This is a genomic window from Streptomyces sp. NPDC028722, from assembly GCF_040637655.1.
In the GTDB taxonomy this organism is placed as follows: Bacteria; Actinomycetota; Actinomycetes; order Streptomycetales; family Streptomycetaceae; genus Streptomyces.
Map to the genome: position 1 here is coordinate 168342 of NZ_JBEZWU010000007.1, position 16837 is coordinate 185178.

At 74.1% G+C, this 16837-nt stretch carries 15 protein-coding genes and 2 tRNA genes; 11 read left to right on the top strand and 6 right to left on the bottom strand.

What is annotated here, in order from left to right:
* Positions 1-177 precede the first annotated feature (177 nt).
* The 7 genes from AB0F03_RS14055 to AB0F03_RS14085 all read left to right on the top strand — a co-directional run bounded on the left by AB0F03_RS14055 (position 178) and on the right by AB0F03_RS14085 (position 6423).
* Complete coding sequence (locus AB0F03_RS14055) at positions 178-1122, top strand: phosphatase PAP2 family protein (RefSeq protein ID WP_361990421.1); 945 nt, start codon at positions 178-180, stop codon at positions 1120-1122.
* A gap of 1 nt (position 1123) precedes the next feature.
* The gene (locus AB0F03_RS14060) at positions 1124-2206 is read left to right on the top strand and encodes a hypothetical protein (RefSeq protein WP_361990842.1); all 1083 of its coding nucleotides are present in this window, start codon (positions 1124-1126) and stop codon (positions 2204-2206) included.
* Positions 2197-3786: a hypothetical protein gene (locus AB0F03_RS14065; RefSeq protein ID WP_361990424.1), complete on the top strand. Its 1590-nt coding sequence runs from the start codon at positions 2197-2199 to the stop codon at positions 3784-3786. Before AB0F03_RS14060 ends, AB0F03_RS14065 begins: the two co-directional genes overlap by 10 nt.
* Complete coding sequence (locus AB0F03_RS14070; RefSeq protein ID WP_361990427.1) at positions 3783-5144, top strand: AAA family ATPase; 1362 nt, start codon at positions 3783-3785, stop codon at positions 5142-5144. Before AB0F03_RS14065 ends, AB0F03_RS14070 begins: the two co-directional genes overlap by 4 nt.
* 134 nt (positions 5145-5278) lie before the next feature.
* On the top strand, positions 5279-5647 hold the full coding sequence (locus AB0F03_RS14075) for a hypothetical protein (RefSeq protein ID WP_356823818.1): 369 nt from the start codon (positions 5279-5281) through the stop codon (positions 5645-5647).
* A gap of 136 nt (positions 5648-5783) precedes the next feature.
* Positions 5784-6359: a bifunctional DNA primase/polymerase gene (locus AB0F03_RS14080; protein ID WP_361990430.1), complete on the top strand. Its 576-nt coding sequence runs from the start codon at positions 5784-5786 to the stop codon at positions 6357-6359.
* A tRNA-Lys gene (locus AB0F03_RS14085) sits at positions 6350-6423 on the top strand. Before AB0F03_RS14080 ends, AB0F03_RS14085 begins: the two co-directional genes overlap by 10 nt.
* Positions 6424-6498: 75 nt before the next feature.
* On the opposite strand, the gene AB0F03_RS14090 is transcribed toward AB0F03_RS14085, so the two are convergent.
* Positions 6499-7758, bottom strand: coding sequence for a M6 family metalloprotease domain-containing protein (locus AB0F03_RS14090; protein WP_361990433.1), 1260 nt, complete (start codon positions 7756-7758; stop codon positions 6499-6501).
* A 320-nt stretch (positions 7759-8078) separates the two neighbouring features.
* Here AB0F03_RS14090 and AB0F03_RS14095 point away from each other — a divergent pair, with 320 nt between their 5' ends.
* Positions 8079-9884, top strand: a complete 1806-nt coding sequence (locus AB0F03_RS14095) for an EAL domain-containing protein (RefSeq protein ID WP_361990436.1) — start codon at positions 8079-8081, stop codon at positions 9882-9884.
* On the opposite strand, the gene AB0F03_RS14100 is transcribed toward AB0F03_RS14095, so the two are convergent.
* The gene (locus tag AB0F03_RS14100) at positions 9863-10960 is read right to left on the bottom strand and encodes an LLM class flavin-dependent oxidoreductase (protein ID WP_361990438.1); all 1098 of its coding nucleotides are present in this window, start codon (positions 10958-10960) and stop codon (positions 9863-9865) included. The two genes, AB0F03_RS14095 and AB0F03_RS14100, sit on opposite strands and share 22 nt — an antisense overlap.
* 126 nt (positions 10961-11086) lie before the next feature.
* Entirely contained in the window at positions 11087-11818 is a 732-nt protein-coding gene (locus AB0F03_RS14105; protein ID WP_361990441.1) for a decarboxylase, read from the bottom strand.
* 238 nt (positions 11819-12056) lie between these two features.
* On the opposite strand from AB0F03_RS14105, the gene AB0F03_RS14110 reads away from it, so the two are divergent.
* The 3 genes from AB0F03_RS14110 to AB0F03_RS14120 all read left to right on the top strand — a co-directional run bounded on the left by AB0F03_RS14110 (position 12057) and on the right by AB0F03_RS14120 (position 14261).
* A complete protein-coding gene (locus tag AB0F03_RS14110; RefSeq protein WP_361990443.1) occupies positions 12057-13001 on the top strand; it encodes a D-2-hydroxyacid dehydrogenase in 945 nt (314 codons plus the stop codon).
* A gap of 333 nt (positions 13002-13334) precedes the next feature.
* Positions 13335-14087 carry an IclR family transcriptional regulator C-terminal domain-containing protein gene (locus AB0F03_RS14115; protein WP_361990446.1) on the top strand — a complete coding sequence of 251 codons (753 nt, stop codon included), beginning with the start codon at positions 13335-13337 and terminating at the stop codon, positions 14085-14087.
* A 100-nt stretch (positions 14088-14187) separates the two neighbouring features.
* Positions 14188-14261 (top strand) — tRNA-Lys (locus AB0F03_RS14120).
* Positions 14262-14325: 64 nt separating this feature from the next.
* Here AB0F03_RS14120 and AB0F03_RS14125 read toward each other — a convergent pair.
* From AB0F03_RS14125 to AB0F03_RS14135, 3 genes are all read right to left on the bottom strand, one after another.
* Positions 14326-14790: a DUF3592 domain-containing protein gene (locus AB0F03_RS14125; RefSeq protein ID WP_361990449.1), complete on the bottom strand. Its 465-nt coding sequence runs from the start codon at positions 14788-14790 to the stop codon at positions 14326-14328.
* Positions 14791-14908: 118 nt separating this feature from the next.
* Positions 14909-15514 (bottom strand): lytic polysaccharide monooxygenase, encoded by a 606-nt coding sequence (locus AB0F03_RS14130; RefSeq protein ID WP_361990451.1) that lies wholly within the window; start codon positions 15512-15514, stop codon positions 14909-14911.
* Positions 15515-15628: 114 nt separating this feature from the next.
* Positions 15629-16765 carry an SPFH domain-containing protein gene (locus AB0F03_RS14135; protein ID WP_361990454.1) on the bottom strand — a complete coding sequence of 379 codons (1137 nt, stop codon included), beginning with the start codon at positions 16763-16765 and terminating at the stop codon, positions 15629-15631.
* Between the last annotated feature and the right edge of the window lie 72 nt (positions 16766-16837).

Consider the following 16837-nt stretch of genomic DNA (forward strand, 5'->3'; position numbering starts at 1 on the left):
CCATCATCGCGCACCGCGCTCCGGCGCAACCCGGCGGGCGATCTCGGCGTCTTCGAGGGCTGGAACGGCCACCGGTGCGCAAGCGGGAGCGCCCTCATGGGCGGTGATCGGACACCGTAAAGTGGCACGGTCGCCCGCCAGGGGCGCGCCGTACAGCAGAAGGGGGAGGGCGATCGGATGCCGCAGACCGAGACACCGGGCACCGAGGAGGCCCCGCGATCCCGGTTGCGCTGGTGGACGGAACTGCCGCTGATCCTGCTGGTGTACGGCTGCTACTCGGCCGGCCGGCTCCTCGCGCGCGGTGACGTCACCAGCGCCGTCGACCACGGACTGGCGATCCTGCGCATCGAGCAGGCCCTGCACCTGAACGCCGAACACCCGCTGAACCGGCTGTTCACCCGGGAGACCTGGCTCGGCGTGCCGGCCGACTTCTGGTACGCCTCGCTGCACTACCTCGTCACGCCCGCCGTCCTGATCTGGATGTTCCGCGCGCGTGCCCGGCACTACCGGGCGGCCCGCACCTGGCTGATGACGTCCACGTTCATGGGGCTGATCGGCTTCACGCTGCTGCCGACCTGCCCGCCCCGCCTGCTCTCCGCCGGCCACGGCTTCGTGGACACGATGGCGCAGTACAGCACGTACGGCTGGTGGGGCGGCCAGGCCAGCGCGCCGCGCGGCATGGGCGGCATGACCAACCAGTACGCGGCCATGCCGAGCCTGCACGTGGGCTGGGCGCTGTGGTGCGGGGTGATGCTGTGGCGGTACGGCGGCTCACGCCTGACGAAGATCCTCGGCGTGGCCTACCCGCTGCTGACCGCGCTCGTGGTCATGGGCACCGCCAACCACTACCTCCTGGACGCGGTCGCGGGCGTCGCCGTGATGGGCGCCGGTCTCCTGCTGGCGCCGCGGGTGACGCGGGCCGCTGACCTGGTCCGGTCCCGTCTGTCCCGGCCCGCCCCGGTGGTCACGGGCGCCACCGGTTCCCCGATTGTCAGTGCCGGATGCCAGACTTCCGCGGGTGAGCGAATTCCACGGCAGCGCGCGTCATCGCCCGACCTCGCGGCCGGACCGGACGTCTCCCCCACCGGCGCGGGAGAAGGGGCTCCGGCACCGGCTCGCTGAGCTGCGCGGTCCCGACGTACCGGCCAAGGCCCTGGACGCGCGCGCCCTCGCGGCGCTCGCCGCGAACCCCGGCTGCTCCCGGCGTGCGATCCTGGACGGCGCCGGGGTGGACAAGGCCCGGCTGGCGACCGCGCTGGGCGCGCCCTCCGGCTTCGGGCAGTCGCAGTTCGCCCTGACCCGGGGCAACGCCTTCGAGGCGCGGGTGAAGGCGGACGGCGGCGCGGAACTGCTGCGGCTGGCGCACGCCCGCCTCGATCCGGGTGCCGAACCGCCCGCGGAGGCGGCCCTGCCCGATCTGACCGCGCACGGTCCGCAGGGGCGTACGGCCCGTACGGCGCTGGCGCTGCGCGAGGCCACCCGGTCCGGCGGCTGGACGCTCCTCGATCATCCGATGCTGGCCCTGGACGTGGCGGGTTCGCTCGCCTTCGTGGAGCCGGACGCGGTGGTGGTGCACCCCGACGGCAGCTGGTCGGTGGTGGAGATCAAGTCGTTCCCGATGGTGGACGGCTCCGCGGACCCGTCGAAGGTGGGCGCGGCGGCCCGGCAGGCCGCGGTGTACGTGCTCGCCCTGGAGGACGTCGCCGCCCGTCTCGATCCCGCCCCGCGCGTACGTCACCGGGTGCTGCTGGTGTGCCCGAAGGACTTCTCCAACCTGCCCGCGGGCTGTGCCGTGGACGTCCGCAAGCAGCGTGCGGTCACCGCCCGCCAGCTCGCCCGGCTGACCCGGGTCGAGGAGATCGCCGGGGCGCTGCCCGAGGGCACGTGCTTCGCGCCCGACCGGCCCGCCGAGGAGCTGACGGCGGCCGTGGAGGCGGTGCCGGCGACGTACGCGCCCGAGTGCCTGTCCGCCTGCGAACTCGCCTTCCACTGCCGGGAGCGCGCCCGCGCGGCCGGCGCCGTCACCCGCCTCGGCCGGCCCCTGCGGGCCGAACTGGGCGGCCTGGCCACCGTCGAGGAGGTCCTCGCGGCGGCCCGCGGCGAGAGCGGCGACCCCGACGACCCGGCGGTGGCGGCCCTGCGCCGGGCGGCCCGGCTGCGCGCGGAGGCCCTGGCGGCCGCCCGGGAGGTGGCCACGTGTCCCTGATCGACACCCTCGCCCGGCTGGAAGCCGTCGGCAGCGGCCGGGCGCAGCCCGCCGCGACCGTCCGGCACCGGCATCTGTCCGACCGTCCGCTGGTGTTCGTGCCGCTCACCACGGCCGGTGAGACCGGCGCCCCGCTCGGCGCGCTGGTCGGCACCGACCGGGACGCGCCCCGGCTGCTGGCCGTGCCGCAGCCCCGCGACCGGGACCTGCGGTTCACGTTCCTCGCCGACCTGGCCGACGCCGTCCTGCCGTACCTGGACTCCTTCGCGGAGTCGGTGCAGCCGGCCGAGCGCACGGAGACCGATCCGGAGACCGGCAAGCGGGTCAAGGTGGAGGCCGAGCTGTGCGCGGACGCGCCCCAGCTGATCGTGCCGAGCCGCGCGGGCCTGGACTTCGTACGGCTCCTCGGCCGCTCGACGCGTTTTCGCCGCACCGCCGAGCAGGATCCGGACGCGCCCTACCCGGCGCCGCCCCGGGTGCCGCTGCTCGGCCGCTGGCTGACCCACTACGGCGAGCGGTCCCGGGTGCCCGGCTCCTCCCTGCTCCTGGCCCTGACCGACCTGCTGGCCCGGCACTGGGCGACCGGCCAGTCCGGCCTGGAGGACCAGCATCTGGGCGCGCTGCTCGCCTGGATCGACCCGCCCCTGGGCGAGAGCGGCGCGGACGCCGCGCGCCGGGCCGAACTGGCGCGGGACGCGGCCGGACAGCTGCTGTGCCCGCCGGCCGGCCCCGCGACCGATCCGGCGTTCGACAACAGGCTGCTGGCCCCGGCGATCGAGCGGTACGACCGCGCGCGTACCGCCCTGGCCGCCGCCCAGGACCCGCTGGAGGCCGACGACCGGCTGGCCGCGCTCACCGCTGCCGAACGCGACGTCCGCGCTCTCGTCGAGAGCCGTACCCGGCCCACCTGGGACGCGGTGTGGCGGGGCCTGGACCTGCTGCGGGCGCTGCCGGAGGGCGCCCATGCCGAGGAGCGCTGGACACGGGACCGCTGGTCGTTCACCGGGCACCGGGACCGGGTGCTGGCCGGGGAGCCCCCGCAGCCGCGCCGGGACGACGCGGTGACGGCCGCGAACAAGCTGGCCACGCGCGAGCGCGAGCAGGCCCGCCTGGAGGCGCAGGAGGCGCTGGACGATCCGCTGGTGATGGCGGGGCGGCGGCTGGCCGGGGAGGCGTTCGCCGGTGAGGTGACCGAGGTGGTGATGGCGTACAGCGAGAGCAGGCGGCCGAGCCCGCGCCCGCTGGTGACCGTCCGCACCGAGGACCGGCCGCATCTCGGGGAGCGGGCCCGGGTGTACCGATCGGTGGGCGGCAGGCCGCAGTCGGCGGAGTTCGCCGGCGCCGAGGGCGAGGGCGTGCTGGTGCTGCGGATCCTGGACCGGATGGGCCGGGGGAAGGAGCCCGAGCCCGGGTCGGTGCCCAAGAAGGGCGACCGGGTGTGTTTCACGCTCTTCGAGCACGAGCAGCGCGGCGGCGCGAAGCTGCCCGGCCCGGAGGAGACCCCGTGGACGCACGGCGGGCCGCCGGGCGAGCCCGTGGCGGAGACACCCGACACCGTGACCGAGGAGGACGTGCTGTGACGACCGTCGGCTCCGACCCCGCGGCCGCGGCCGCCCGCGCCACCGACGCGATCCTCCACGACACGCTGCACGGCACCGAGCGGGGCGTGGTGGTCGACTCCCCGCCCGGCGCCGGCAAGTCCACGCTGGTGGTCCGCGCGGCCCTGGAGCTGGCCGGCGCGGGCCGCCCGCTGATGGTGGTCGCCCAGACGAACGCCCAGGTGGACGACCTCGTCCTGCGCCTCGCCGCGAAGGAGCCGGAGCTGCCGGTCGGCCGCCTGCACAGCAGCGACAGCGATCCGTACGACACGGCGCTGGACGCCCTGCCGAACGTCCGTACGTCCGCGAAGGCCGCCGACCTGAACGGCCTGCCGGTGGTGCTGTCCACCGCCGCGAAGTGGGCGCACGTGACGGTGGACGAGCCGTGGCGGCACGCGATCGTCGACGAGGCGTACCAGATGCGCTCGGACTCCCTGCTCGCCGTGGCCGGCCTGTTCGAGCGGGCGCTCTTCGTGGGCGATCCCGGCCAGCTGGACCCGTTCTCCACCGTCGGCGGCGACCAGTGGGCGGGCCTGTCGTACGACCCGTCGGCGTCCGCGGTCACCACCCTGCTGGCGCACAACCCGGGCCTGCCTCAGCACCGGCTGCCGGTGTCGTGGCGGCTGCCGGCCTCGGCGGCCCCCCTGGTCTCGCGCGCCTTCTACCCGTACACCCCGTTCCGCAGCGGCACGGACCACGGCGACCGCCGCCTCACCTTCGCGGTCCGCTCCGACGGCTCCGGCCCCGACCGGGTCATCGACGAGGCGGCGGAGACCGGCTGGGGCCTGCTGGAGCTGCCCGCCCGGCACACCCCGCGCACGGACCCGGAGGCCGTGCGGGCGGTGGCGGCGGTGGTCCGGCGCCTGCTGGACCGCGGCGGTGCGGCGGTCTCGGAGCCGCCCCCGTCCCCGCGTCCGCCGGCCGGGAGCGGCGCCACGCCGCTCACCGCCGACCGGGTCGCCGTGGGCACGGCCCACCGCGACCAGGCGGCGGCGGTCCGCGCGGCCCTGGCCGACCTCGGTGTCGCGGACGTGACCGTCGACACCGCGAACCGCCTCCAGGGCCGCGAGTACGACGTCACGGTCGTCCTGCACCCGCTCTCCGGCCGCCCCGACGCCACCGCGTTCCACCTGGAGACCGGCCGCCTGTGCGTCCTGGCCTCCCGCCACCGCCACGCGTGCATCGTGGTCTGCCGCGCCGGCGTGAGCGACCTCCTGGACGACTACCCGTCCACGGAACCGGTCCAGCTGGGCACCCTGGTGAAGTTCCCGGACGGCTGGGAGGCGAACCACGCGGTACTGGCCCACCTCGCCGAACACCGAGTGGACTGGCGCCCCTGACGACAGCCTGCGGCGCCCGTTCGGCCGTTCGGTGGTCGTGAGTGTGCCGACGGGCCCTTGCGGGGGCGCGGGACAATGGACGGTGGCCCACCTGATGGCGGTGCCCAGCGAACCGTACGAGGAGGAGACACAACATGGCGGAGCCCACGCCGCGTCGTAACGAACCGCGGCTACGCCCCGCGCCCCTGCTCTTCGAGCCCGCGGAGGCGGCTGCCGATCCGGAACACTTCTTCGATCTGGAGTCGATGGAGGATCCGCGGGCCTTGCTGGCGCGGTCGACGGAGCTGGCCCAGGCGTTCCGCGCGGCGGCCGACCGGGCCGTGGAGTTCCAGGCTCTCGCGGCGGCCCAGCTCGCCGACCCGCGCCGGTTCGACCGGCTGACGACGGCGGACATCGCCGAGCGCGCGGAGTGGACCGAGGACTACGCGAAGAAGATGGTGGAGTTCGGGCGGGACCTGCTGCGGGGGAACGTCGAGGGGCGGACGCCCGTCGATCCCGGGTAGCCGCACGCCGCGCCCGGCACCCGGGTACCTCCCAGGCATATGCCAGGCGGGCAAGATACTCCTCCCCTCCGGCCCCTGTCCCAGCTTTCGGCAACTCTGGAGAACCGTCCGCTCACTGGCTGTACACCTGGGTCACATGAGCAGCGCACCGAACGTCACCCGTGTCAGTGCCGAGGGCATCGCCTGGCTGGCCTCGGCAGGAACGTACCCGCGCAGCACCCTGGCCCTGTGGGAGGAGCATCCGAACGCCCCGGTCGTCCTGCCCTGCGGTGCCGTCTTCGACGTGGTCAGCGCCCCGGTGGCCTTCGGGCGCCGGATGCTGGACCGGCTGTGGGACGAGGGCCCGGGGTCGGGGCCCGTCGCGGTGTTCCGGGGCCGGGCCCTGATGTTCACCGCCCCGGGCACGGCCCAGCGGCTGCCCTCCCTGCTGGCCTGGGAGGAGTGGGGGTCCCGGCGGACGCGGGCGGTGCCGCCGCTGCTGTGCCACGGCACCGGGGACGCGGTGACCGTGCCGGCCCCCGCCCCGGCCGGGAACGACACCCCCGGCGTCTCCCGCTGGCTGGTCGCCCCCGACGCCCGGCACCCCTGGCTGCCCGGACCCGAGACCCTGCTCTGGGCGGCCGTCCGGGCGGCCCGGGCGGCCGTGCGGATATCGATTTTTCCTCCTGCCGACCAGGATGCTAAGGTCTACGACGTCAGCAGGCGCCGCTAGCTCAGTTGGTTAGAGCAGCTGACTCTTAATCAGCGGGTCCGGGGTTCGAGTCCCTGGCGGCGCACATGACGAGGGCGGGTCACAACCGGTTTGGTGCCGGATGTGGCCCGCCTTTCCCGTTCCCGTGCCGGCCGGGGGTTCAGTCACTCATCGCCGGGGTGATCCGCACCGTCCACGCCCCCGAGGCCGTCCGGTCCTCCACCTCCACCCGCACGCCCTCCCCGGGCACGGTGAAGCTCTCCCCGAGGGAGACCGGCGCGTCGGCCAGCGGCGGATAGACCGAGTTCTCCCAGCAGGCCTCGGTGCGCGGGTGGGCGTCCACGACCTCCACCGGGCCGCCGCCGGACTCGGCGCCGCCGCGAACCCGGTAGACCAGGATGCCCTGCCGGCAGGAGGCGCGGTCGTTGCCGGCCGCGCCCCGTGCCTCGAAGGCCAGGGCGCTGTCCGGGCCGGTGCGCACGACCGCCAGTTTGGCGCCGTGCCCGAGGCCGAAGGCGGGGGCGCCGCCCGCGGCCTGCACCGCGACGCCCGGCCCGGCCGCGAGGGGCTCCAGGGTGAGGCGGGTCGGCGCGGTGCCGTGCACGCACACCACCTGCCGCGGATCGAGCCAGCCGAGTTTCCACTTGTGCCAGGCGAAGAGGTCCGGGGCGAGTCCGAACTGGCTGCCCATCAGGTCCCAGTCGCCGACGTAGGTGTCCCAGTCGCCCTTGCCGTCGACGGGGCGGTGGTAGAGGTCGGGCAGGTCGAAGACATGGCCGGTCTCGTGGGCGAGGACGAGACGGTCCGGCGGGTGTTTCTCGAACACCGTGACGACCCGGCGGATGTCGGTGCCGTCCACGTGCAGGGGCGTGTCGAGGTTCACGACCTTCGTGGCGTCGGAGTCGACGCCGGGCGCGTCCGGGTCGGCGACGAAATAGACGACCCGGTAGCGGGAGAAGTCGACCTGCTCGTCGGCCACGGCGAACGCGTCCCGCAGATAGGCGGCCCGGTCCTCGGCGCTCCAGTCCCGCCGCATGGCGTACGCCGTCGACGAGCGCGGCATGCGCAGCCAGCGCGGGAGCGGATGGGGACGCAGGGCGAACCGGCCGTAGGACGCCTGGGCGAAGAAGCGGCTGGTGACGGGGAAGTGGTCGGCGGTCAGCTGGGCGGGGCTGGTGCGCGGGGTGGCGTCCGGGAAGGAGAGGAAGACCAGGACGGCGTCGACGGTGCCGGTGGGGCGGGCGTAGGCGGTGTTCCAGGTGTCCAGGCCCTCCGAGTGGTGAGCCTCGGTCCGGTGCAGGGCACAGGGCGCCGTCGAGAAGGGCTCGGCGACCGACGGGCCGGTGAGGATCGAGGTCGCGGCGAGCGCCGACATCGTGGTGAACACGGCGGCGGTGCTGCGCAGCTTGGGCACGGACATGACCTCCGGACACGGTTCGGGGACCCGCACCCAGATTGCTGCTGTTTGTCATGTTTTGCCGCGTTTGCCTGCACCAGAAGGGTGAGCGTCCCGCCGTCGGCCGCCGACGCATTTCGGCGCCCGACACCCCGAAACACTCACGGAACGTCACAACCGGTCGGAGGCCTGAAGAACCCGTCCAGGTGCGGGCAGAAACGATCTGTCAGAACCTGTGTCCCGTCCGGGACACTGGACAGTGGCTGGAAGGGCGGGGGGCCAGCCTCTATGATCGGCACACTTTCCGGCACGGACAGAGATCGAGTGCACTGCGGGAGCGAGCGGTGAGCGGAACGTCCGAAGGGCCGACGCCCGCGGCAGACCTCGACCGGTCAGCCGTCACAGTCAGTGACCATATCTCCTACCATCGTGTCTTCGCGGCGGCCCCGCTCGCCATGGCCGTCGTGGACCCCGAGGGACTCGTCGTCAGCGCCAACGCCGCCTTCGGCGAGCTGATCGGCGCCGATCCGGCGACGCTCACCGGGCGGCCCGCCGCCGGCCTGGTCGGCCTGGCCTCGGACGCCCGCAGCCGGCACGCCTACGGCGAGGTGCTGCGCGACGGACAGGGCCGCCTGCGCTGCACCCGCCGGCTCAAGCACCCCCAGGGGCACTCGGTGTGGGTACAGGTCACCGTCGCCCCGCTGGCCGGCGGCGAGCCCGGCGTGCTGATGTCGGCCACCGACATCAGCGCCCGGCGCGAACTCCAGGCCCGGCTGCGGCACTTGGAGATGCACGACCCGGTGACCCGGCTGCCCAACCGCGCGTTGTTCTTCGAGCGGCTGACGGCCGCGCTGGAGGCGGAGTCGTACGAGCGCAGCGGCACCGGCCGGATCGGCCTGTGCTATCTCGACCTCGACGGATTCAAGGCCGTCAACGACACTCTCGGCCATCGTTTCGGCGACCGGCTCCTCGCGGCCGTCGCCGAGCGCCTGACCCGGGTCGCCGACGAGGCCGGGCGCGCACGGGCCGCCACTCCCCTGGTCGCCCGGCTCGGCGGTGACGAGTTCGCCCTGCTGGTGGAGGACTCCACCGGCACCGAACAACTCGCCGATCTCGCCGAGTCGGCGCTGAGGGCGCTGGAGGAGCCCTTCGACCTGGGCGGGCAGCGGCTGTCGTCGACCGCGTCCATCGGTGTCGTCGAACGGCATGCGGCGGGGACCTCCGCGACCGGTCTGATGCAGGCGGCGGACACGACCCTGTACTGGGCGAAGGCCGACGGCAAGGGCCGCTGGACGCTGTTCGACCCCGAGCGCAACGCCCACCGCATGACCCGTCAGGCCCTGTCGTCCACGCTCCGCCCCGCCGTCGAACGCGGCGAGTTCGCCCTGGAGTACCAGCCGTTGGTCGGCATGGAGGACGGACGGCTCAGCGGCGTGGAGGCGCTGGTGCGCTGGAACCACCCGCAGTTCGGCACGCTGACGCCCAATCGGTTCATCGGACTGGCCGAGGAGGACGGTTCGATCGTGCAGCTCGGCCGCTGGGCGCTGGCCACCGCCTGCCGGCAGGCCCGCCGCTGGCAGACGGACAACCCCGGGGAGCCGCCCATCTTCGTCAGCGTGAACGTGGCCGTACGCCAGGTGTGGGACTCCGACCTGGTCGCCGACGTGGCGCAGACCCTCGCCGAGACCGGGCTCGCCCCGCAACTGCTCCAGCTGGAGCTGACCGAGTCGGCGGTGATGGGTTCGGCGGGCCGCCCGCTCCAGGCGCTCCAGGCCCTCAGCGACATGGGCGTGCGCATCGCCATCGACGACTTCGGCACCGGCTACTCCAACCTCGCCTATCTCAGCCGGCTGCCGGTCTCGGTCCTGAAGCTGGACGGCTCCTTCGTGCGCGGCTTCCAGTACGAGGGCGACAAGAAGGCGCTGGCCCCCAACCCCGCCGACGAGGTCATCGTGGAGGCGATGATCCAGCTGGCCCACCGCCTCGGCCTGACGGTCACCGCCGAGTGCGTGGAGACCTCCGCCCAGGCCACCCGGCTGCGCCGGATCGGCTGCGACACCGGACAGGGCTGGCTGTACTCCCGTCCGGTGCCGCCCGACCGTATCTCCGAGCTGCTGGAGGCGCAGACCTACGCGGTCGGCAACCCGTAGGCGTCGGCGATCAGTTCGTAGGAGCGCAGGCGGAGTTCGCCGCGGTGGGCGTGGGAGGTGAGCATCAGCTCGTCCGCGCCGGTGCGCTTGTGCAGGTCGTCCAGGCCGGCGCGGACCTCGTCGGCCGTGCCGTGCACGACGTTGGTCGTCCAGGAGGCGGCGAACTCCTCCTCCATCGGGCTGAACTCGTGCCGTGCGGCCTCCTCCGGGTCGGGGAACAGACCGGGGCGGCCGGTGCGCAGCCGGATCATGTTCAGCGCCATCGCCCGGGTCTGGCGGCGGGCCTCCCGCTCGTCGTCGGTGGCGAGCGCGGAGACACCGATGACGGCGTACGGCTCGGTGAGGACCGCGGAGGGGCGGAACGTCTGCCGGTACAAGTCCAGGGCCGGGAGGGTGTTCTGCGCGGAGAAGTGGTGCGCGAAGGCGAACGGCAGGCCCAGCGTCCCGGCCAGGCGGGCACTGAAGCCGGAGGAGCCGAGCAGCCAGACCGGCGGGCGGTGCGGGGACTGCACACCGCTGGGCGTGCTCCCCTGGACCGGGCCGGGGATCGCGTGGATGCGGCGGAAGGGGTGGCCGTCGGGGAAGTCGTCGTCCAGGAAGCGGGTCAGCTCGGCCAGTTGCTGCGGGAAGTCGTCGGCGCCCTCGTCGAGGGTGGCGGTACGGCGCAGGGCCGCGGCCGTGGCGCCGTCCGTGCCCGGCGCCCGGCCGAGGCCGAGGTCGATGCGGCCCGGCGCCATCGCCTCCAGCGTGCCGAACTGCTCGGCGATCACCAGCGGGGCGTGGTTGGGGAGCATGACGCCGCCCGAGCCGAGCCGGATGCGGTCGGTGTGGGCGGCGAGGTGGGCGAGGATCACGGCGGGCGAGGAGGAGGCCACACCGGGCATCGAGTGGTGCTCGGCGACCCAGTACCGGTGGAAGCCGCGGGACTCCGTGAACCGGGCGAGCGCGACGCTGGTGCGCAGCGCGTCGGTGGCGGTGCTGCCCGCGCCGACGGTCACCAGGTCCAGTACGGACAGGGGGGCGGGCGCGGTGCCGTGCGTCGTGCCCCGGATCTCGTCTGCCTCGGCTGCGGACACGGTGGGGGCCTCCTGTGATCGGGCGGTGCTGTCAGGCGTGGGACGGCAGGCGTGTGCCGTCCCGCCGTGGCTAACAGGAGGCGGTCTCCGGTTATTCCGCGGGCGTCCCCCGGCCGTACGCGGTCGCTACGCCTGGACCCGGGGCTCCCGGGTGAAGAGGGTCCCCAGCGACGGCGCGTTCACCCGCCGGTCCGCCAGCCTGAGCCCCTCCCACACCGTCACCTGGCTGGCCGTGAGCACCGGCTTGGACAGCGCCTTCTCCAGCAGCGGGAGGTGGGCGGCCGTGTGCAGGGCCGTGTCCGGCAGCAGCACTGCCTCCGCGTCGGCGGTGTCGGCCGCGCGGGCCAGCGTCAGCAGGTCCTCCTCCTCCCAGGTGGCGGCCTCCGCGGCCGTGCGGGCCCCCGAGGACCGCACCCCGGTCACCTCCAGACCCCCGGCCCGCAGGAACCGGGCGAACAGCTCGGCCACGTCCGCCGGGTAGGTGGCGCCGACGGCGACCCGCCGGACGCCGATCTCCTGGGCCGCGTGCACGAAGGCGAACGACGTCGACGACGCCGGCATCCCGGCCAGCCGGGCCAGGGTCCGCACCTGTTCCTGGGCGCCCTCCCAGCCGTGCCCGAAGCTGCCGCTGGTGGACGCCCACACCACCGCCTCCACCCCGGCCAGCCGCAGCGCCGCCACTCCTTCGGCGAGCCGCTCGGCGGAGTCCGTCCCGCCCGGCGTGTCCCCGCGGCGCGTGTCGTCGCCGATGCCGGTGTGCGCCAGGTCCACGCGGATGTCGCTGCCCAGGAGCTGCTCGATGCGTGGATAGTCGTCCTCTGCCGAGTGGCCCGGGGTGAGGAGTCCGAGTGCGGTCATGTCCAGCCTTCCTGCTGCGCGTCGGGCGGTACGGGCCATGGCCGGGCAGCCGCGTGCGGCGGCGCCCGGTAAAGCCTCATGGTGCGGATACCCCTTCGGCGCGGTGCTGCCCACATCGCCGTCGCGGACGCGCCGGGAGCGGTGGGCGACGGATGGCGCCATCGGCCGTGTTGACGACCGTGGGCCCGGGTGCGAGCGTGGGCCGTCCGCGCAGGCCAGACGCCGGGAGCCGCCCCGCATGACGCCGACCGTCCTCGTCCTCGACGCCGATCCGCCGCCCCGGCTGGGCCGTCTCACCGGCCGCGCCCGCATCGTGCACACGGACGCCGCGCACCTGGCCGAACGGCTGCCGGCCGCGGACGTGCTGCTGGTCTGGGACTTCACCTCGCACGCGGTGCGCGAGGCCTGGCCCGGTGACGGGCCCCGGCCCCGCTGGGTGCACACCGCGAGTGCGGGTGTCGACCATCTGATGTGCCCGGAACTGGCCGCGTCCGACACGGTCGTCACCAACGCGCGCGGCATCTTCGACCAGCCGGTCGCCGAGTACGTGGCGGCCCTCGTCCTGGCGGTCGCCAAGGATCTGCCGCGCACCCTGGAACTGCAACGGGAGCGGACCTGGCGGCACCGGGAGGGCCGGCGGGTGGCGGGCACGCGCGCGTGCGTGGTCGGCTCCGGCCCGATCGGCCGGGCCACCGCCCGCACGCTGAAGGCCCTGGGGGTGACGCCTGCGCTGGTCGGGCGGGTGCCGCGGACCGGCGTGCACGGCCCTGCCGACCTCGACCGGCTGATCGCCCGCGCGGACTGGGTGATCGCGGCGGCCCCGCTGACCGGTCAGACGTACCGCATGTTCGACGCGCACCGGTTCGGCGTGATGCAGCCCTCGGCGTTCTTCGTGAACGTCGGCCGGGGCGGGCTGGTCGACGAGGAGGCCCTCGCCCGGGCGCTGGCCCGGCGCTGGATCGCGGGCGCGGCCCTGGACGTGTTCGCCGCCGAACCACTGCCCGCGGACAGCCCGTTGTGGGAGCTGCCGGGGTTGATCGTGTCCCCGCACATGAGCGGGGACACGGCCGGCTGGCGCGACGAGCTGGGCGCGCAGTTCGTGGAGTCGTACGAGCGGTGGGCGGCGGGCCGGCCGCTGCCGAACGTGGTCGACAAGACGCGCGGCTACGTGCCCGGTCACTGACCCCGGGAGGGGTGCACGTGACGGAGACCGCCGGGAACCGGGGTGGCCGTCGCAAGCGCGACGCCAGGCCCACCCGGCTCTCCGGCGGCCGGCAGCAGCGGGTGGCGATCGCCCGGCACGGACATCACCATGCTGTGCGTGACCCAGGAGATGCGTCCCGGGAGTTCCTCGGCGCGGTCCTCTGCGACACGGCGCGCGGGGAGGAGGAGCCGGGTTCCGGCCGGGCGGTCGAACGCACGGACGTGATCTCACCAAGCCCCTCTTCCCGGAGGGTGTCCGACGGCTATCGTGGTGAGGATCCGCCGACCCGGATCGCGGCCGAGGGGGAGCGCCATGAGGATCGAGCCGACCACCCCGTACCACTCCGTCCAGGACGCGCTGCGCGTCCTGGAGACCGTGGCCCGGCACCCCGCCGGCGTCACCGACACCGAGCTGGCCCGCCGCACCGCGCTCGGCCCCGGGCGGCTCACCGCGCTGCTGCGCATGCTGCGCCGCGAGGGCTACGTCGAGCAGATCACCGGCGGGGCGTACGTCACCGGCGACACCCTGCGCCGGCTCACCTCGGCGCACGGCCGGGAGCCGGCTCTGCGCGACAAGCTCCAGCACACCCTGGACCGGCTGCGGGACGCGGTCGGCGCGGCCGTCTACCTCAGCCGGTACGTCGACGGCGAGGTCCGGGTGACCCAGTACGCCGCCGGGCCCGCCACCCCGGCGGTCAACGAATGGGTGGACTTCCGCTGCTCGGCGCACGCCACGGCGGTCGGCAAGAGCCTGCTGACCCAGCTGGACCACAACGGCCGCCGCGACCACCTCTCCCGGCACCGGATGGCCCGTCTGACCTCGCACACCATCACCAGCGACAAGCTGCTGCTGTCCCGTCTGGAGTCCCAGCCGCCGACGGTGCCGGTGCTCGACCTCCAGGAGTACGCGGTCGGCACGGTCTGCGCGGCCGTCCCGATCACGGCGGGTTCCTCGGTGGGCTGTCTGGCGCTGTCGCTGCCGGTGCGGGACGCGCACCGGCTGAGGCAGGCGGCGCGGACCCTGAACCGCAGCGTGGCCCCGGTCCTGCTCTCGATGGCGCTCTGAGCGCCTCTCCCGGGCGGCCCCGGGGTGGTCACCGGCACCCGACCGGACCAGGTATTATTTTCTTCGTCGCCGGCCGCGTGCAGCGGACGGCGGGAGTCACGCGCCGCTAGCTCAGTTGGTTAGAGCAGCTGACTCTTAATCAGCGGGTCCGGGGTTCGAGTCCCTGGCGGCGCACACGGATGAAGGGCCTCTCGCGCGAGCAAGGGGCCCTTCGCCGTTTCCGGCGGCCCCCTGAGGGCTACGGCATCAGGCCGTCCGACATCGTGAAGATCGAATGGGCGAGGAAGATGAAGCCGACGCAGATGGTGGCGGCCACGCCCAGGAAGACCAGCAGGCAGCCGGTGCCGGCCGCGAGCCTGCCGGGCGCGGGCGGCAGCGCGGTGGCCCGCTCGGGGGCCTCCGGCAGGTAGCGGACGGTCGTGAAGTCGCCCTCCAGGACGGTCGCGGGGCCGTCCTCCTCCGCGAAGCGGACCGTGCGTCCCTCGCGGGTGGTGAACTCGTAGACGTGGTGCAGGGTGGTGCGCACCGAGGTGTCCCCGCCACCGCCGCCGGTCGTCGTGTACATCCGCAGGCAGCGCGCCTCGGCCGTCAGGCCGTTCGCCCAGGTTCTGTTGATCCGCCGGGCGCGGCGCACCAGGCGGAACGCGGCGAACGCGAATGCGGCGAGCATCAGGCTCGGCACGGCGTAGAAGAACAGTTGCATGAGATTCCCCCGAGGTCGGTACGCCGTTACGGTCGGTCGGCGTGGCCGGAACCTATCCGGTCGGCCGGTCCGCCGACCTCAGGGGAAGCTCAGTTTCCGGATCGTGCCCGGACGTGGATCAGAAGGTGACGTCCGAGCAGGCGTAGAACGCGTTGCCCGTGTCGGCGACCGTCCACACCGCGAGGATGACGTGGTGACCGCTCAGCCCGGACGGCAGGGTGCCGCTGTGGCTGAGGGTGGACGGCGGGCGCTGGCCGTTGTACGGCACCGTCAGGAACGGCGTGAGGTTGAGGTCCGAGCGGGTGAGCGCGTGGTTCTGGTTCCAGCCCGGCTTGGTGACGTAGTACTTGAAGTCGGTCGTGGCGTGCATGGCCGTGAACTGCCAGCGGAAGGTGTACGACTGACCGCCCGTCACCCTGGTGGTCGGCCACGCCGCGCCGGACGGTGTGGTGGGCGCGCTGAGCTGGGAGAACTGGCCCTGTCCCGCGTTGCAGAGCTGGCCGTCGGCGGGTCCAGCGGCCGGGAAGCCCTTGGGGCCCTCGACGCTCTGCGGCTCCCACTGGATCTGGCCGCAGTTCGCCACGGTGCCGTTCTGACAGAGCTTCTGCCTGCTGATGGGGAGATCGGTGTAGCCGTGCCCGCTGGCGCCGCCGGTGGAGAGCGCGAAGGCTCCCGCGGTCACCGCGCCCAGCACGACTGCGGACAACTTGGTCTTGGTGCGCATGCTGCCGCTCCTGGAGAACGTGGGGGAGTTCGATGAGCTGGTGCAGGGTAGGTCTAGACCAAGACCCAGGATATTGCCGTTAGTTGAACATGTCCATACCAATCGGCGATTGCCCTAGACCGGTTCGCCGCGTCCCGAGCAGAACGCCACCGTCAGGTCACGGACCAGCACCTTGCGCTCGTAGTCGTCGAGTTCGACCAGCCCGCGCACGGTCAGCCGGGTGACCGTGTCCTCCACCGAGTCGACCACCGAGTTGAGCATGCTGGCCCGCTGCCGGGCGTCCAGCGCGGCCATCCGGCGCCGGTGGATCGCGGGGGCGACCTCGGGGGCGTACTCCACCCGTACCGGCCGCACCGAGAACACCTCCATGCCCACCGGCGCCGTCTCCGTCGCCACCAGCCGGGTCAGCGCGTCCCCGGCTGCCGTCACCCCGCCCCGCGTCCCGCCCGCCGGCTCCACCGGCACCCGGGCCAGCGCCGCCTCCACGCACTCGCGCAGATAGCCCTCGTGGTCCTCGACCCCGAGCAGGGCCCGCGCCGTGTCCCGCACCCGCCACACCACCAGCAGGACCACCCGCAGGGCCATCCCGTCGGGATCCGCCGCCGTCATCGCCTCACTGCGCCAGTGCCGCAGCCGCACGTCCATCAGGCGGCGCCGCACCAGCGGATTCACCCAGAGCAGCCCGGTGCGCCGGACCGTCCCCCGGTAGCGGCCGAACAGGCCGAGCACCCAGGCCCGCCCGGTCCGGCACCGGGTCAGCCCGCTGAAGCCGAACGCGCCGAGCGCCCCGGCCCCGGCGTACGCCGCCCACTGCGCCGGGCCGAGGCCCACGCCCGCGTACGCCGGCAGCCGCAGCGCCTGGGACACATACGGCGGCAGCATGCCTGCCCACCAGGTGGCGGCCAGGCAGCCGGTGAGCCCGCACACCCCGGCCAGCACCCCGGCCGCCCCGGGCAGCACCCGCGCCGGGCGCTCCACCAGGCCGGGGTCGACCTCCGGCCGGGGCCGCCCGCGCACCGGGGCCGGGTGGCGCTGGCGGGGCTGTTCGCCGGTGCCCTGCCGGCGGGCCACGACGGCCGGCCTCAGCGGCACCTGCACCGGGTCGGGATCGTCCCGGAACAGCAGATGGACGGGGATCTCGGTGGTCGCCTCGTTCTGGATGAGGCGGGCGGGCCGGGCGACGGGACCTGCGGCGCCGCCGTCCGGATGCCCCTCGGATTCGGGCGGTGTGTGCGATGTGGTGGTACTCATGCGAGCCTCCAGCCTCCGCGCCAGATGCGTCATGAACAGGGGAACGGGTCGTACGCGTGCGTCATACGTGGG

Coding starts and splice junctions, on each gene's coding strand:
- AB0F03_RS14055 (WP_361990421.1), top strand. CDS start 178: ATGCCGCAGACCGAGACACCGGGCACCGAGGAGGCCCCGCGATCCCGG.
- AB0F03_RS14075 (WP_356823818.1), top strand. CDS start 5,279: ATGGCGGAGCCCACGCCGCGTCGTAACGAACCGCGGCTACGCCCCGCG.
- AB0F03_RS14080 (WP_361990430.1), top strand. CDS start 5,784: ATGAGCAGCGCACCGAACGTCACCCGTGTCAGTGCCGAGGGCATCGCC.
- AB0F03_RS14090 (WP_361990433.1), bottom strand. CDS start 7,758: ATGTCCGTGCCCAAGCTGCGCAGCACCGCCGCCGTGTTCACCACGATG.
- AB0F03_RS14105 (WP_361990441.1), bottom strand. CDS start 11,818: ATGACCGCACTCGGACTCCTCACCCCGGGCCACTCGGCAGAGGACGAC.
- AB0F03_RS14110 (WP_361990443.1), top strand. CDS start 12,057: ATGACGCCGACCGTCCTCGTCCTCGACGCCGATCCGCCGCCCCGGCTG.
- AB0F03_RS14115 (WP_361990446.1), top strand. CDS start 13,335: ATGAGGATCGAGCCGACCACCCCGTACCACTCCGTCCAGGACGCGCTG.
- AB0F03_RS14125 (WP_361990449.1), bottom strand. CDS start 14,790: ATGCAACTGTTCTTCTACGCCGTGCCGAGCCTGATGCTCGCCGCATTC.
- AB0F03_RS14130 (WP_361990451.1), bottom strand. CDS start 15,514: ATGCGCACCAAGACCAAGTTGTCCGCAGTCGTGCTGGGCGCGGTGACC.
- AB0F03_RS14135 (WP_361990454.1), bottom strand. CDS start 16,765: ATGAGTACCACCACATCGCACACACCGCCCGAATCCGAGGGGCATCCG.